Genomic DNA, 14,012 nt, shown 5'->3' on the forward strand with positions numbered 1-14,012 from the left:
CGTACCGCCGGGCGACATGGCTTCCCTGCCGCTCCGCCCGGTGGGATCTTTACCGCCCGGAGCGGCCCGCGGGGGGCCGCCGGGAGGAAACGGGGTGGACACCTTGACGTACCGACGACACCGCGACGGAAGACCCGTCGAAAGGACACGGAGCACCGAGGGGACCGGCGCGAGCGGCACGACACGGCGCTTCCGGGCGACGGTGGCGGCCACGGCGCTCGCCATGGCCGTACCGCTGACGCTCGGCGCGGCGGCGGACGCGGGGGCGGCGCCGGACCACTCGATCGTCTTCGCCCGCTACACCGCGACCGCGCCGGTCGAGGACCTGTACGCGATCTCCCCCGGTGGCGGGGCGCCCGTCGCGCTCACCCACACCGCCACCGTCAGCGACGTGATGCCCACCTGGTCCCCCGACGGCAAGCGGGTGGCTTTCGTCCGCTACGGATCCGGGGGCGCCGTCGACGGCATCTGGACGATGAAGACCACGGGCGGCGGGCTGAAGGCCGTGCCCGGCACCAAGGGCGCCTCCGACCCGGCGTGGTCCCCGGACGGCAAGCGCATCGCCTACGCCAAGCCGGTCGGCACCCAGCGCGAGATCTACGTCGCCGACATCGACGGCTCCCCGGCCGCTCGGCTCACCCACACGGCGGCGGACGATCTCCACCCGACGTGGTCGCCGGACGGCAAGTACCTGGCGTTCAACCGTGCGGACGCGAGCGGGCACAGCAGGGTGATGCGGATCCGGCTGTCCACCCTGGCGCAGACCCCGGTCACCGTGTCCGGTTCCCACGACTGGACACCCGACTGGTCGCACGGCAACCGCATCGCGTTCAGCCGCGTGGACTCCTCCGGTTTCGCCCGTCTCTACCTCGTCCGCCCCGACGGCACCGGGCTGCACCGCATCACCGCGTCCCGCCGCAACGACAAGAACCCCTCGTGGTCGCCGGACGGCAAGCGTCTGGTCTTCACGCGGGGCGGTGGCGACGACGCGGACCCCGAACACCTCTACCTGGTGCGGGCCGACGGCACCGGTCTGACCCAGCTCACCAAGACCGACTCCCACGACCTGGAGGCGGACTGGCGTCCGTGACCCCCTCGTCAGGAGCGTGAGCCCAACACCCGGGCGCCATCCGGGTGTTGCGCTCATGGCCGGGGCCGTCCCTCGGGGCGGGGCCCCGCCCCGAGGGACGGGACACACGCAGCCCGCCGGCCGGGAGATCCACCAGCGGTCCTCCGACATCCGTCATGGTGTGAGGGAGCCGTGGCCGCAGCGCGCCACCCTCACCTACGCTGTTTCGTGGATCTACGGAGGATGACGGTGTGGATCTGCGGAGGATGACGGTGAAGAGCACCGGCACACGTGCCGTCCGACCCGACGACGGCATGCCCGAACGGCGCCCGGCCGCGACGCCCGGCCACACGGCGGAGCCGGCATGACCGGCCGGGGCGACGCCGTCGGCGCGCTGCCGCCCTTCCCCGGGCCGCCCGACGCACCCGTCTACCTGGACTACAACGCCACCACGCCCGTCGACCCGCGGGTCGTCGAGGCGATGATGCCGTACCTGACCGGCTTCTTCGGCAACCCCTCCAGCAGCCACTCCTACGGCGCCGAGCCCCGGCGCGCGCTGGGTGAGGCCCGGGCCCGGGTCGCCGCCCTCATCGGCGCCCGCGCCGACGAGGTGGTGTTCACCGGCTCCGGTTCGGAGGCCGATCTGCTCGCACTGCGAGGCGCGGTCCTGGCCTCCGGGCGCTCACGGCCGCAGGTGATCACGCAGGCCACCGAGCACCCGGCGGTGCTGGAGAGCTGCCGGTCCCTGGAGCGCCTGCACGGAGCGCGCGTCACCGTGCTGCCGGTCGACGCCGACGGGCAGGTCGACCCGGCGGCGCTGGCCTCCGCGCTCACCGAGGCGACGGTGCTGGTGTCGGTCATGGCCGCCAACAACGAGACGGGCGCGCTTCAGCCGGTGACCGAACTCGCCGCCCTCGCGCACGAACGCGGGGCTCTCTTCCACTGCGACGCGGCCCAGGCGGTGGGGAAGATCCCGCTCGACGTCGGCGAGCTGGGCGTGGACCTCCTCACCGTGGTGGGGCACAAGATGTACGCGCCGAAGGGCGTGGCCGCGCTGTACGTGCGCGACGGGGTGCGGCTGGAGCCGGTGGTCCACGGCGGCCCGCAGGAGCGGGGGCGGCGGGCCGGCACGGAGAACGTCGCCCTGGCGGTCGCCCTCGGCGCCGCGGCCCGCATCGCGGCCCATGAGCTCGACGACGGCACACCGGACTGGATCGCGACCCTGCGCGACACCCTCCATCAGCGCCTGAGGACCGCGCTGCCCGGCCGCGTCCATCTCCACGGCCCCGAGAAGGCGCGCCTGCCGAACACGTTGAACGTCCGCATCGACGGCGTGCTCGGACATGAACTCCTCGCCGCCGCGCCCGGCGTCGCGGCCTCGACGGGTTCGGCCTGTCACAGCGGCACCCACACGCCGTCGCCGGTGCTGACCGCCATGGGACTCGACCCGGCCCGCGCGCTGGGGGCGTTGCGGCTGACGCTGGGCCGCTGGTCCACGCCCGCGGGCATCGAGACGGCGGCGAACACGCTCATCGAGGCGGTCGCCCGGCACTGACCTGATCGACCCCGCCGAGCCGACGGCGCCGGCGGCCCCGCGAGGCCGGTGGTGCCGTGCATGTCCTTGACGAGCGGGGGCGAGCCCACGCGAGCGCGGCCCGCGGGGCATCAGCGGTCGTCGGCCCCCGGGTCGCCTTGCGCGGTGTCGTCGGTGTCGTCGGTGTCGTCGGTGTTGGGGGCCGGTGGCGTCGGGGCCAGTGGCTTCGGGTGCGGCGCCGTCGGGGGCGGTGTCGTTCGACCCCAGCCGTACGCAGCACTCCCCCGAACGCGCGGCGAGGACGGCCTCGACGCCGTTGACCTCGAGGCCGTCGAGGTACCCGCTGAGGAAGGCCTGGTTCATCCCGCAGACCAGGTCCGGAGCCCTCGCGGCCAGCGGGTGGAAGGGGCTGTTGCGCAGCCGTCGCCTCGCACGTCGTGCACCGTCCGGAATTCCTGACCCACTCCTCGCGGTGGTTGATCGCGGTCGGGGTGATCGGGGCCCTGCTCGCGGCCACGGTCGGCTTCCTCGACCTGAGGCCGGTACGGAACGCGGGGGTGCCGGTCGGGATCACGAAGACGACGTTCCGCCACGTGCAGGACCCAGCCCGGTGTCCGGGCCACCGGGGCCGGCACCATGACCTGCACCCTCCTCGGCATCCTCCGCTCCGACGCGCGGCCGCGGCGAGTTCCTCGCGCTCACCGGCGCCGCTCACTGACGGGGAGACTCCCGGGGTAGGACCGGGCCCCCCGCACCGCCGTGCAAGGGGCCCAGGAGCGCGCCGCCTCCCGTGCATCCCTCATGGCAGCGGGCGCTCGGACGGGTAGGTCGCCCCGTCCCCTCATCTCTGATTCCGTACGGATCCGAGCGCCGGATGCATCCGAGCGGGAACCCGTCTCCGCGGCGCCACCGCGTCGGGCGACGGCTCCGCACGCGTCTCCGACCAGGCCGGACCGCCCGTCCACCAAGATCGCCGGGTGCTACGGCCGGTTCTTTCGCGACGGCTGGGCATACGGGGGGTGAAGGCGTGGCAGGACGGAGCCGGGCGCCCGGCGGACACGGCGCCGAGGTCACGGGCTCGACATCCAGGAGGCGAGGGCATGACGGGGCAGGAGAAGACGGATGTTCCCCGGGAGCGGTCCGAGGAGATATCCAACGGCCGGCTCACCCTGGAGGCCATCGGCGTCGCCGCCTACGCCGTGGACGACCAGGGCCGCATCATCGCCGTCAACGCGAGCGCCACACGGCTGCTCGGCAGGAGCGCCGACGAACTGATCGGCCATGACGCCCACGACCTGCTGCACCGCGGGCCTTCGGGGCAGTCGCTGCCGGCGACGCAGTGCAGTATGCGGCAGGCGTTCCACGCCGGACGTCCGGCACAGGCCGACGAGGACTACTTCGCCCACGGCGACGGCTCCCTGCTGCCCCTCTCCTGGATGCTCACCCCCTACGCCATCGGCGATCACGGAACCGGCGCGCTCGTGGTCCTCCACGGCCTCGACAAGGCGCACGGCACCGGACCGGTCGCGGACCAGGCCGCCGAATCGCTGACCGACCTGGAACGGCTGTCCCTGCTCGCCGAGACCACCACGAAACTGACCTCCACCCTCGACGTCGACGAGGCGCTGCGCCGGCTGGTGGCACTGGTCCTGCCCCGCCTGGCGGACTGGGTCGTCATCGATCTGATCACCGAGGCCGACGAGGTGTGGCGGACCTCGGTGGTGCAGGCGGACGGTGACGTGCTGGTGGCGCACGAGGACCTCCAGGGACCGATGCCGCCGATCCCCGAGGAGTCGCCGATGCCGCTGTCCCGTGCCCTGCGCGGCGTCGCCTCCACCCTGGCCGGACCCGAGACCTACCGGGGCGCCCCCGACTCCGGCATCGCGGTCGAACAGCGCCGGCTGTTCGACACCACCGGAATCCACTCCGCGGCCATCGCGCCCATCCGCAGCACCCGGGACGTCCTGGGTGCCCTGACCCTGGGCCGCGCCCGGATGCCGGGGCACTTCACCGCCGCCGACCTGTCCCTGGTGGAGGACATCGCCCGCCGGGCCGCCCTCGCGCTGGACAACGCCCGCCTCTACCAACGCCAGCGGGCGGTCGCCGAGACGCTGCAGAAGCACCTGCTTCCCCAGATGCCGCGTGTGCCCGGGCTCCAGATGACCGTCCGCTACCTGCCCGCTCCGGACGCCTCACAGGTCGGTGGCGACTGGTACGACGCCTTCACCCTGTCCGACGGGGCCACCGCCCTGGCCATCGGAGACGTCGTCGGCCACGATCTGGAGGCCGCGGCGGGCATGGCCCAGGTGCGCAACATGCTGCGTGCCTACGCCTGGTCCCAGCAGGACACGCCCAGCCGGGTCACCGAGCGGCTCGACGAGGCGATCCACCACATCACCGACGTGGCCATGGCCACCCTCGTCTTCGCCCGTCTCGCGCAGACTTCCGACGGACACTGGCGGCTGACCTGGACCAACGCGGGCCACCCCCCACCGCTGCTCGTCACCCACGACGGGCTGGCGGAGTACCTCACCGACGGCCACGGCCTGCTGCTGGGCACGGGGGTCCACCTCCCCCGCCCGGACGCCACCACCCTGCTGCCACCCGGCTCGACCCTGGTGCTGTACACCGACGGCCTCGTCGAAGCACCCGGTGAACCCCTCGACGAGGGCCTGCGCCGACTGCGGCAGCACGCCGCCGCCCTCGCGCACCGCCGGCTGCCGTCCTTCACCGACCAGCTCCTGCGCCGTGTCCGCCCGCCGGGCCACGACGACGTCGCGCTTCTCGCCCTGCGCCTCCCGCCCGGCGGCGGTACGGGCGACCGCTGAACGGCGTGACCGCGGTGGGCGGGCGGTGCGTCACGGACGGCCGGACCGCGCTCGCGGACCGGTGAGGAGTTCACGCGCCCCGATGAGGTCGAGGAGCCTGCCGACCGCGGGGCCGGCGGCGGTGACGGCGAGGGTCTTGTGCTGCCGGAGGGCCTGGCGTCGCAGGTCCAGCAGGACGTTCAGACCCGCGCAGTCGCAGAAGGAAAGTCCGCTGAGGTCCAGGTCGAGGCCCTCGGTCGAACCGGTCAGTGCCCGGTGCAGCGTGTGGTGCAGCCGGCGACCGGCGTTCAGGTCGAGTTCGCCGCGGACCGTCGCGCGGGTCCGTGGCCCGGCAGAGGTGTACGAGACGGTCAGCCGGCCCGGCGGCAGGGGGCCGCGGCCGCTTGTTCCGTCTCGCGGGAGACAACCTCGCGCCACGAGGGACTTGTTGTGCTCGGCCGGCTTCTGCATGGCTCCCTCCGACATCCGGTGACCCGATTCCCCGGGAGCTCAAAATACGTCACCCGATGCACGAAATAAAGTACGTGTTTTTGAATGCGTGAACCTCACACCCTTAGACTGTGCGGCATGGACGGAGTACCCGAGCCCCACAGCGGATGGACCTTCCTGACCAACCATGCCCGCGTACTCGCGGCCATCGCGGACAACCACAACGCCCGCATCCGCGACATCGCCGCGCACTGCCGGCTCACCGACCGCGCCGTGCAGAAGATCATCACCGATCTGGAGCAGGACGGGTACCTCTCCCACACCCGCGAGGGCCGGTCCAACACCTACCGGATCGACCCCGGCAAGATCCTCCGCCACCCGGCGGAAGCCGGGCTGGGACTGACCGTGGCCTCACTCCTGTCCCTGCTCGCCCATGACGAGGCCGGCCGGACGCCGCCGTCCGACGACGGCGGGGCGGGCGCATGACCGACATCGCGACGATCACGGTGCCGGGCCGGTTGCGGGGCTACCCGGGGGTGGCGTTCGGCGGGTACGTGGCGGGAGTCCTCGCCGGACGCGCGCCGGCCAGGACCGTACGGGTGGACTTCCGGCGGCCGACCCCGGTGGAGGTGCCGGTGGAAGTCACCGAGAGCGCCGACGGCGGCGCCGTACTGACCGGCCCGGACGGCCCGCTCGCGGTGGCGACGCCCGACGAGGTACACCTCGACGTCCCCGAACCGCCCTCCTGGGACGAGGCGTACGCGGCGGCCGAGGCGTACCGCGCGGCTCCGCCGGCAGGCGCCGTGGACTGCTTCGGATGCGGACTCGACCGTACGCCCGACACCGGACTGCGCCAGCACTGCGGAGTGGTACCGGGACGGGATGTCGTGGCCACCGCCTGGACCGCCGGACCGGCGCTCGCCGACGCCGAGGGAGAGCTACGGCCGGAACTGGTGTGGGGGGCGCTCGACTGCCCCGGGAACGCCGCGGGCCGGCTGCTCGGCAGCATGCGCGAGGGGGCGGTGACGGCGTCACTCACCGCGCGACTGCTCCGGCCGGTTCCGGCGTCCGCGCCGCTGATCTCGTACGCGTGGGTCCTTTCGGAGGAAGGGCGCAAGCACCGCATGGGCGTCGCCCTCGCCACGGCGCCGGGCGACCTCTGCGCCCTCGCCACGGCGCTGTGGGTGGACCCGCGGTAGCGCAACCGACCCACACCGGGGCCGCGAAGCCGTCCTCGTCTCCCCGTGCACGGGCTCGTCACGACTCGGCAACGACCCCCCGGCCGCCGCAACTGCTCCTGGCCTGAAATCATCCGTCTCTGCGACAGGCATCAGCCCGAGACGGGCTGCGACCAGCAGAGGCAGAAGGGGGCCACCGTGGCCAGAAACAGACAGAACGTCCGGCAGAGACCCGTCGCCGTTCTCCATCGGACCGTGGTGAGCGCGTCCGCCGTCGCCGTCCTGGCGTTGACGCTCACGGCCTGCGACGGAGACGGCGGCACGGACACGTCCTCGGGCGGCGGCCCCACCGCGACGGCCGAGCCGGCGGCGGACGGTACGAAGACCGGCTCCACCGCGGCCGGCACGAAGCCCGCCGCCGCGACACCGACGAAGGCGCCGGGCAGCGCCAAGTCGCCCTCCGCGGCGGCCACTCCGGCACCCGCCGAGCCGGGCACCCCGAGTGCCGCGGACGGCTCCAGCGGCTGCGACCACAAGATGCCCATCTCCCCCGACGAGATCGCGGTCTACCGCTACACCCCCGAGGGCGGTTCCCTCGGCCTGATCGTCAAGTACGGCAACTGGGGCTGCGCCCCGGCCGATTCCGACGGCGCGCCGTTCGAGACCGTGGGCAAGGAGATCTACCTGCCCATGGACCAGGCCGCCTACGTCACCGCCACCGACCCCATCGTCGCCGGCACCGAGAACCAGCACATCGGGGTCCAGGAATTCCTCGACTGGCTCGAAGCGCATCCCAACAGCGGGTTGGTCTTCAAGTACCACCTGGGCGACGACGGAGCGATCGACCACCTCGACGAGGTGTTCACGCCCTGACCGACGGGCCCGCCACCGCCCTGCCGGACGGCGTGACGCCGGTCCGGCGGGCGCATGCCCGGCAGCCGGCACGCGCACACCCGGGTGTGCCGGGCCCGGTGGGTCACGCGGGCTGCCTGCCCTCCAGCGCCGCCACCAGGTCCGGCAGGCCGCCACCGCCCACAGCGAGGGCCAGGTGGTCGTGGAAGTCGCGGCTTTCGACGATCAGTCCGTCGCGGACGCGCAGTACCTGGATGTTGGCGGCCTCGAAGGCCCGCCCGGTCACCCGGTGGTGAACCCGGTAGTCCCACTCGGCGACGACCACCTCGGGATCGTCGGTCTCCCGTAACACCACGTTCGTCGCGGACAGTTCGAGAGGGGAGTGCGCGGCCACCAGGGCGAACCGCTCCATGAGCACGGCGCGGCCCTCGAAGCGGCGCGGCCCGACGGGCTGGAAGACCGTCTCCACCACGGCGTTCTCGGCGTACAGCTCGGCCAGCTCGGAGAACCGTCCGCCGGTGATGCCTTCGAGCAGCCTGTGGAACACTTCGCGCGGTGAACGCGTTTCGGACATGACAAACCCCCGGGTCGGCGAACCGTCACTGGAATCGGACTGGTTACTCCGTTTTCGACGATACGGACTGCCAACTCCGTTTGTCCAGAGGGCCGTTGAAACGCCCGGCGTACTGTCGAAGCCGAGGAGAAGAGGGAGGAACGATGGGGGAGGCCCCACGGCGCCCGCGCCCGATGCGTGCCGACGCCGCCCGCAACCGGGCCCGTCTGCTGGACGTCGCCACCGAGGTGTTCACCACCCGGGGTGTGGGCGTGCCGACCGAGGAGATCGCCCGGGCCGCCGGGGTCGGAGTCGGCACCCTCTTCCGGCACTTCCCGACCAAGGAGGCACTGCTGGAAGCGGTGATGGTGCGCCGGCTGGAGACGATGGCGGCCCGGACCGAGCAGCTGACCACCGGATCCGCACCCGCCGAGGCGTTCTTCGACTGCTTCCGGCTGCTCGTCGAACAGTCCGTGGGCAAGAGCGACTTCGTGGAGGCGCTGGCCGCGGCCGGGGTGGACGTCCGATCGGCCCTGCGGGAGTCGAGTACGGCGATCCGGGATCAGCTGGGCGACCTGCTGACCGGAGCCCAGCGTGCCGGGGCGGTCCGTCCGGAGCTGGGCCTGCCGGAGCTGCTCGCCCTGCTGGCCGGCATCGGCCGGGCGGTGGAGCAGCTGGGAGCGGACCCCGCCGGACGGGAGCGGATCTTCGAGGTGGTCTTCGCGGGGCTTCGGCCGCACTGACGAACCACGGTGAGCGGCCGGGTCCGCGGGGCCCGGCCCCCGCTCACCGGTGGACGTCCTCCGCCGCGGTCCTGGTCTCGCCGCCGGGGTGGTGCCCGGCGGCCACCGGTCGCGTGGCGCCCGCCATCCGCAGGACGCCGAACGCCACGAGTCCCGCCGCGCCGCCGAAGGTGAGGGCGGCCGGTACGTTCTCCCCGAGCCTCGAGAACAGGTGCACGGGACCCCACACGGCGACGGTGTCGTCCATCGCCATGTGCAGGAGTTGGCTCGCCAGCAGGCCGAGCACGGTGGCGCAGACGGCGCCCACCGCCATCGCGGGCGCCGTGGTGCGGGTGAGCAGGCCGGGCAGCAGCCGCAGCGCCCACCACACCACCGCCAGCATGACCACGTCGGCCGCCCGGTACAGCAGCCAGTCGCCGAGCGGCGTGGTCGACGGGCCCGTCCAGCCGCCCAGCAGCAGCCACTGTCGCAGCAGGTCCCCGGGCTCGGACAGCAGCCCCGAGCCGCCGGCCGAGGTCTGGATCCGGGCCGCCACCGACTGGTACGACAGGATCACCAGCGAGAACGCGATCACCGCGGTCCCGGCGCTCGCCGCCAGACGGGCGGCGCGCGGCGGCGTGCCCCGCCGGGGCGGCGGATCGGTGTCCTTGACGGTGACACGCGCCACGACCACGGTGACCACGGAGGCCACCAGCGCGGCGAACACCACGACCGGCCCGCTCGACGCGGTCGCACTCGCCAGCCGCGGCAGGACCCGGAAGCCGCCGCGCCCCATGGAGGCGATCAGCCAGGGCGCGGAGACCGTCACCGCCAGCGTCCCGGCCACCGGACCCCAGGCCCACAGCGCGAGCAGCGTGGCGGGCGTACGGCCCCGCGTCGGCGGGATCCCGCGGAGCAGAAGCAGCGCGCCCGCCAGGAAGAACGCGAAGACCGCCACGTACCTGATCTGCATGGCGGTGCGGTACAGATCGGCGTACCCGGTGCTCGCGGCCAAGGTCGATCCCGCGGACCCGTCGGACAGCGGCGTGCCGGGGGGCTCGTACGCCCAGGGCGTCAGCCAGCGTCGCAGTTCACTCGCGGACTGGACGTCTAACACGGTACCGGTGCCGGGCAGTCGCAGGGCTCCCGCGCCGGCCCCCGCCCACCACAACAGCAGTGTGATCAGCAGTCCACCGACCAGTGCCGGTATCACCGCGCGCCGGTACGTCATGTGCTCTCCCCCGCCCAGGCCCCGAGGTGGCACCCCGGCAGCCTCTCCAGACATCATGGCGGCGATTCTGCCGGTTCCCGGCCGGACTTGCCTGAGTACACATACTCACGCCCCACCACTCACACGGCCGAACGGCCGGGCCTCTCGCCCGACGGTGCACCCACGGCGCCCGCACTGTCCGACCGTCCGGGCAAGGCCCGCATCAACCGTGCCGGGCGCGAAACCCGCCCCGCCCGCCGTTAGGGCGTGCCGTTCGCGAGGCATACGTCGACTGACGGCTGTGTGATCCGGCGAACTGGTGATTGAGGACGACACATGCGCGACATCTTCGGCGTGGGCGGGCATCGCGCGCCCGCCCTCGCACCCCTGCGTGGGCGGGTCGCGGTCGTGACCGGAGCCGCGCGCGGGGTCGGTGCGGCTCTGGCACGGCAGCTGTCCGAGGCCGGTATGCACCTCGCTCTGCTGGGACGCGAGGAGGAGACCCTCCGCCGCACGGCGGACTCCCTGCCGCACCGGAGCATGTGTGCCGAGGCCGATGTCACCGACCGCGCCGCGCTGGCGGCCGCCGCCCGACGGGTGGCGGACGAACTGGGCCCGGCCGACGTGGTCGTGGCCAACGCCGGCATCGCCGCGGGCGGCCCGTTCGCCGACACTCCGGCGGAGCTGTGGCAGCGGGTCGTCGACGTCAACCTCATCGGATCCGCCAACACGGCCCGGGCCTTCCTCCCTCAACTGGCTTTCCGGCAGGGCTACTTCCTCCAGATCGCCTCCACCGCCGCCTTCGGCTCCGCCCCCATGATGAGCGCCTACTGCGCCTCCAAGGCCGGCGCGGAGTCCTTCGCCCAGGCCCTGCGCGGTGAGGTCGAGCCCGACCGGATCGCCGTCGGTGTCGCCTACCTGCACTGGACCGGCACCGACATGGTCGCCGGCATCGACGAGCACCCCGTACTCAAGGCCCTGCGCCGCCACCAGCCCGGCTTCGCCCGCCGCGTCCACGCGCCGGAGCAGGTGGCCGGGTGGCTGACCACCGGTATCGCCCGGCGCGCCCCCTACATCTACGCACCGCCGTGGCTGCGTTGGTGCCAGCCCATGCGCCCGTTCTTCCCGGCCATGGTCGCCCGGATCGCGCGACGTGAACTGCGCACCCGCCCCCGCACCGAACTCTCGGCCGACGTAGGCGTGTTGGGCGAAGGCGGCCGGGCCGACTGGAACTCCTACCTGTCGGCGACGCGTCCGCCCACCGAGCCGTAGGGGTCCGAGCCGGACCGCACAAGTCCTGGGGTGGAGTACGGCGGCCGGGACCGCTGGGATAGCGTCCCTCTCACTCCGCACGAGTGAGAGGGACGTTGTGCAGGCGCAGGCGCGCGGGCGGAAGGCCCGCCGGTGGATCATCTTCGGGACGATCGCGTTCGGGGCGGTGTTCCTGGTCGTCGGGCTGGTCCTCGCGGGGCAGTCGGTCTCGCTCCTGAACGACGCGGAGCGCGCCCGGGGAACGGTGGTCGGCCTGGAGTGGCGGAAGGACCACAGCAGTTCCTCCCGGCGGAACCGGAGCGACGACCGGCCCGCGGCGTACCCGGTGGTCGAGTTCACACCGGCGGAGGGCACGCCGACGCGGTTCCGCAGCTCCACGGGCGCCAACCCGCCCTCGTACGAGGTGGGTGAGCGCGTCGAGGTGCTTTACCACGCGGACTCGCCCGAGGACGCGCAGATCAACGGGTTCGCCTCTCTCTGGCTGCTGCCGCTCGTCTTCGGCGGGCTCGGGCTGCTGACCTCGGGGATCGCCACGGTCGTCGCGCTGGTGACCCGCAGGCGGAGCCGGCCCCGGCGATCACTTCGGACCACCGGGCCGTAGGCAACACGGGTCACCACAGCACTCCGAAGATCATCACGACGCCGACGACCAGCCAGAACAAGGACCCGAGAATCAGCACGAGGACCCGGCCGAGCACGAACGGCAGCCAGTCCGCGTGTACGGCCCGCCAGGACGCCTGCGGGTCGTAGAGCACGTGGATGCGCTGCTGGTTCCGCTTGCAGGAGTACTTACGGTCGTCGCCCTCGACGGTCGTGTACCGGTACACGACGTTCTTCTTGCCCTCCCTGCCGACGACCTCGGCGAGGACGGTGATGCCGCGCCGGGCCAGCACGATGCGGCGGAATGCCTCCTGTACGCCCGAGAACAGCATCGCGGCGCCGAGCAGGAGCGGGAGCAGACCGATGATCACTCCGACCACCCGGGCTCCGTGCGCGCGGGCCACCCACACCGCGTACCCGATGTAGCCGAGCACCAGAAGGGCGAGCACGGCGCCGATGACGTAGAGGCCCGGGTCGCGCGGCCCGCTCGTGTCGGTGACCACGGCACGGCTGGACGGGTCCCGCTCCTCGGGCAGTACGGCGCTCAGGGCGTCGACGAAGGCGGTGGTGGCCGTCGGGTTGTCTCCCTCGACGCGGTGGACCGTACCGTCGGTGAGCACGATCTCGACGGTCCGGGGCTCCGCGGCCCGGACGGCCTCGATCGCGGGAAGCGGTATGTCGACCTGCTGGCCGGAGCGGATGATACGGACGCCGTCCGAGTCGAACTTCGCGCTGGCACGGCGGCCGGTGAGAATCTGCGACATGATCGAATGACGATCGGGATCGGCCAAAGGTTGTTCTGGTTGCGCACCGAACTTTCCCTGTCCGCGTACGGATTCGCCGCCATCCGGGGGATACCGCCGCCCGTCGCCCGCTCGCCTCTCGGACGTCGTGCCGACACTGGTGCGGCGCGGCTCGGCCGCCGGCACACGGGACCCTTCGGACGAGGGGTGGGAAGGAGTCGCGGTGGACGGCGGGCACTACGGCGAGGACCTCTTCCCCCCGGACCGGTCCGGGGAGGCCGAGCGCATCGACTACGGCGCGCTGGCCTACGACGCGGTGAGCCGGGCGCGCCTGGCCGCCCTGGGCGTCGGGCCCGGCTGGCGCTGCCTCGACGTGGGCGCCGGCACCGGGACGATCAGCCGCTGGCTGGCCGAGGAGGCGGGTGCCGACGAGGTGCTGGCCCTCGACCGCGACCCCCGATTCGTGCGCCCCGCCCAGGACAGCAGGCTGCGGACGATGGCCGCGGACATCACCGACCCGGCGCTGGACCCGGGCCGGTTCGACCTGGTCCACTGCCGGTTCGTCCTGATGCACCTGCCCCAGCACGCGGAGGTGCTGGCGCGCCTGGCCGGCTGGGTGGCTCCGGGCGGCCGGCTGGTCGTCGGCGACGCCCTCGACCTGACCACCGCCGGCTCGCCCCACACCGCCTACCGGCGGGCCATGGAGGCGATGTGGCGGGTCCTGCGGGACACGATCGGAACCGACATCACCTGGATGACGGACTACCCGCACATCCTCAGCCGGCTGGGGTTTGCCGACGTCGGCGCCGAGGTCGTCCTGCCCCCGCTGACCGTCGACGCCCCCATCACCGCGTTCTGGAGGACCACCTGGCTGAGCATGCGTGAGGCCCTCGTATCGGGCGGCGCGCTGACAGCGGGCGAACTCGACGACGCGCTGGACTACCTCTCCTCGCCCTCGCTCGCCGACCTCTCCCCCGGCATGATCACCGCGTGGGGCCGTCGGCCCGGACCGTGAACCGCCG

At 73.0% G+C, this 14,012-nt stretch carries 14 protein-coding genes; 10 read left to right on the top strand and 4 right to left on the bottom strand.

Annotation, left to right across the window (positions count from 1 at the left end; translation table 11 throughout):
- Positions 1 to 94 precede the first annotated feature (94 nt).
- The 3 genes from N8I86_RS02410 (at position 95) to N8I86_RS02425 (ending at position 5,431) form a co-directional block, all read left to right on the top strand.
- Entirely contained in the window at positions 95 to 1,090 is a 996-nt protein-coding gene (locus N8I86_RS02410; protein ID WP_263276946.1) for a hypothetical protein, read from the top strand.
- A 343-nt stretch (positions 1,091 to 1,433) separates the two neighbouring features.
- Entirely contained in the window at positions 1,434 to 2,624 is a 1,191-nt protein-coding gene (locus N8I86_RS02415) for a cysteine desulfurase family protein (protein ID WP_263276947.1), read from the top strand.
- A 1,079-nt stretch (positions 2,625 to 3,703) separates the two neighbouring features.
- Entirely contained in the window at positions 3,704 to 5,431 is a 1,728-nt protein-coding gene (locus N8I86_RS02425) for a SpoIIE family protein phosphatase (RefSeq protein ID WP_263276948.1), read from the top strand.
- Positions 5,432 to 5,461: 30 nt separating this feature from the next.
- Here N8I86_RS02425 and N8I86_RS02430 read toward each other — a convergent pair whose 3' ends face one another.
- Positions 5,462 to 5,881, bottom strand: coding sequence for an STAS domain-containing protein (locus tag N8I86_RS02430; RefSeq protein WP_263276949.1), 420 nt, complete (start codon positions 5,879 to 5,881; stop codon positions 5,462 to 5,464).
- Positions 5,882 to 5,998: 117 nt separating this feature from the next.
- On the opposite strand from N8I86_RS02430, the gene N8I86_RS02435 reads away from it, so the two are divergent.
- From N8I86_RS02435 to N8I86_RS02445, 3 genes are all read left to right on the top strand, one after another.
- The gene (locus tag N8I86_RS02435) at positions 5,999 to 6,346 is read left to right on the top strand and encodes a helix-turn-helix transcriptional regulator (RefSeq protein WP_073895934.1); all 348 of its coding nucleotides are present in this window, start codon (positions 5,999 to 6,001) and stop codon (positions 6,344 to 6,346) included.
- Positions 6,343 to 7,059, top strand: coding sequence for a hotdog family protein (locus tag N8I86_RS02440; protein ID WP_263276950.1), 717 nt, complete (start codon positions 6,343 to 6,345; stop codon positions 7,057 to 7,059). Before N8I86_RS02435 ends, N8I86_RS02440 begins: the two co-directional genes overlap by 4 nt.
- A gap of 234 nt (positions 7,060 to 7,293) precedes the next feature.
- Entirely contained in the window at positions 7,294 to 7,911 is a 618-nt protein-coding gene (locus N8I86_RS02445; RefSeq protein WP_263276951.1) for a hypothetical protein, read from the top strand.
- 103 nt (positions 7,912 to 8,014) lie between these two features.
- On the opposite strand, the gene N8I86_RS02450 is transcribed toward N8I86_RS02445, so the two are convergent.
- Complete coding sequence (locus N8I86_RS02450; RefSeq protein WP_263276952.1) at positions 8,015 to 8,464, bottom strand: nuclear transport factor 2 family protein; 450 nt, start codon at positions 8,462 to 8,464, stop codon at positions 8,015 to 8,017.
- Between the two features lie 143 nt (positions 8,465 to 8,607).
- Between N8I86_RS02450 and N8I86_RS02455 the strand changes: the two genes are divergently transcribed.
- Complete coding sequence (locus N8I86_RS02455) at positions 8,608 to 9,186, top strand: TetR/AcrR family transcriptional regulator (RefSeq protein ID WP_263276953.1); 579 nt, start codon at positions 8,608 to 8,610, stop codon at positions 9,184 to 9,186.
- Positions 9,187 to 9,229: 43 nt separating this feature from the next.
- On the opposite strand, the gene N8I86_RS02460 is transcribed toward N8I86_RS02455, so the two are convergent.
- Positions 9,230 to 10,396 carry a hypothetical protein gene (locus N8I86_RS02460; protein ID WP_263276954.1) on the bottom strand — a complete coding sequence of 389 codons (1,167 nt, stop codon included), beginning with the start codon at positions 10,394 to 10,396 and terminating at the stop codon, positions 9,230 to 9,232.
- A gap of 315 nt (positions 10,397 to 10,711) precedes the next feature.
- On the opposite strand from N8I86_RS02460, the gene N8I86_RS02465 reads away from it, so the two are divergent.
- Together N8I86_RS02465 and N8I86_RS02470 are read left to right on the top strand one after the other, a co-directional pair.
- Complete coding sequence (locus N8I86_RS02465) at positions 10,712 to 11,647, top strand: SDR family oxidoreductase (RefSeq protein ID WP_263276955.1); 936 nt, start codon at positions 10,712 to 10,714, stop codon at positions 11,645 to 11,647.
- Positions 11,648 to 11,744: 97 nt separating this feature from the next.
- Entirely contained in the window at positions 11,745 to 12,248 is a 504-nt protein-coding gene (locus N8I86_RS02470) for a DUF3592 domain-containing protein (protein WP_263276956.1), read from the top strand.
- A gap of 10 nt (positions 12,249 to 12,258) precedes the next feature.
- On the opposite strand, the gene N8I86_RS02475 is transcribed toward N8I86_RS02470, so the two are convergent.
- On the bottom strand, positions 12,259 to 13,011 hold the full coding sequence (locus N8I86_RS02475) for a DUF3592 domain-containing protein (RefSeq protein ID WP_263276957.1): 753 nt from the start codon (positions 13,009 to 13,011) through the stop codon (positions 12,259 to 12,261).
- A gap of 202 nt (positions 13,012 to 13,213) precedes the next feature.
- Between N8I86_RS02475 and N8I86_RS02480 the strand changes: the two genes are divergently transcribed.
- On the top strand, positions 13,214 to 14,005 hold the full coding sequence (locus N8I86_RS02480) for a class I SAM-dependent methyltransferase (RefSeq protein WP_263276958.1): 792 nt from the start codon (positions 13,214 to 13,216) through the stop codon (positions 14,003 to 14,005).
- The last annotated feature ends 7 nt before the right edge of the window (positions 14,006 to 14,012 follow it).

This window comes from Streptomyces albidicamelliae, from assembly GCF_025642175.1.
Taxonomy (GTDB): Bacteria; Actinomycetota; Actinomycetes; order Streptomycetales; family Streptomycetaceae; genus Streptomyces; species Streptomyces albidocamelliae.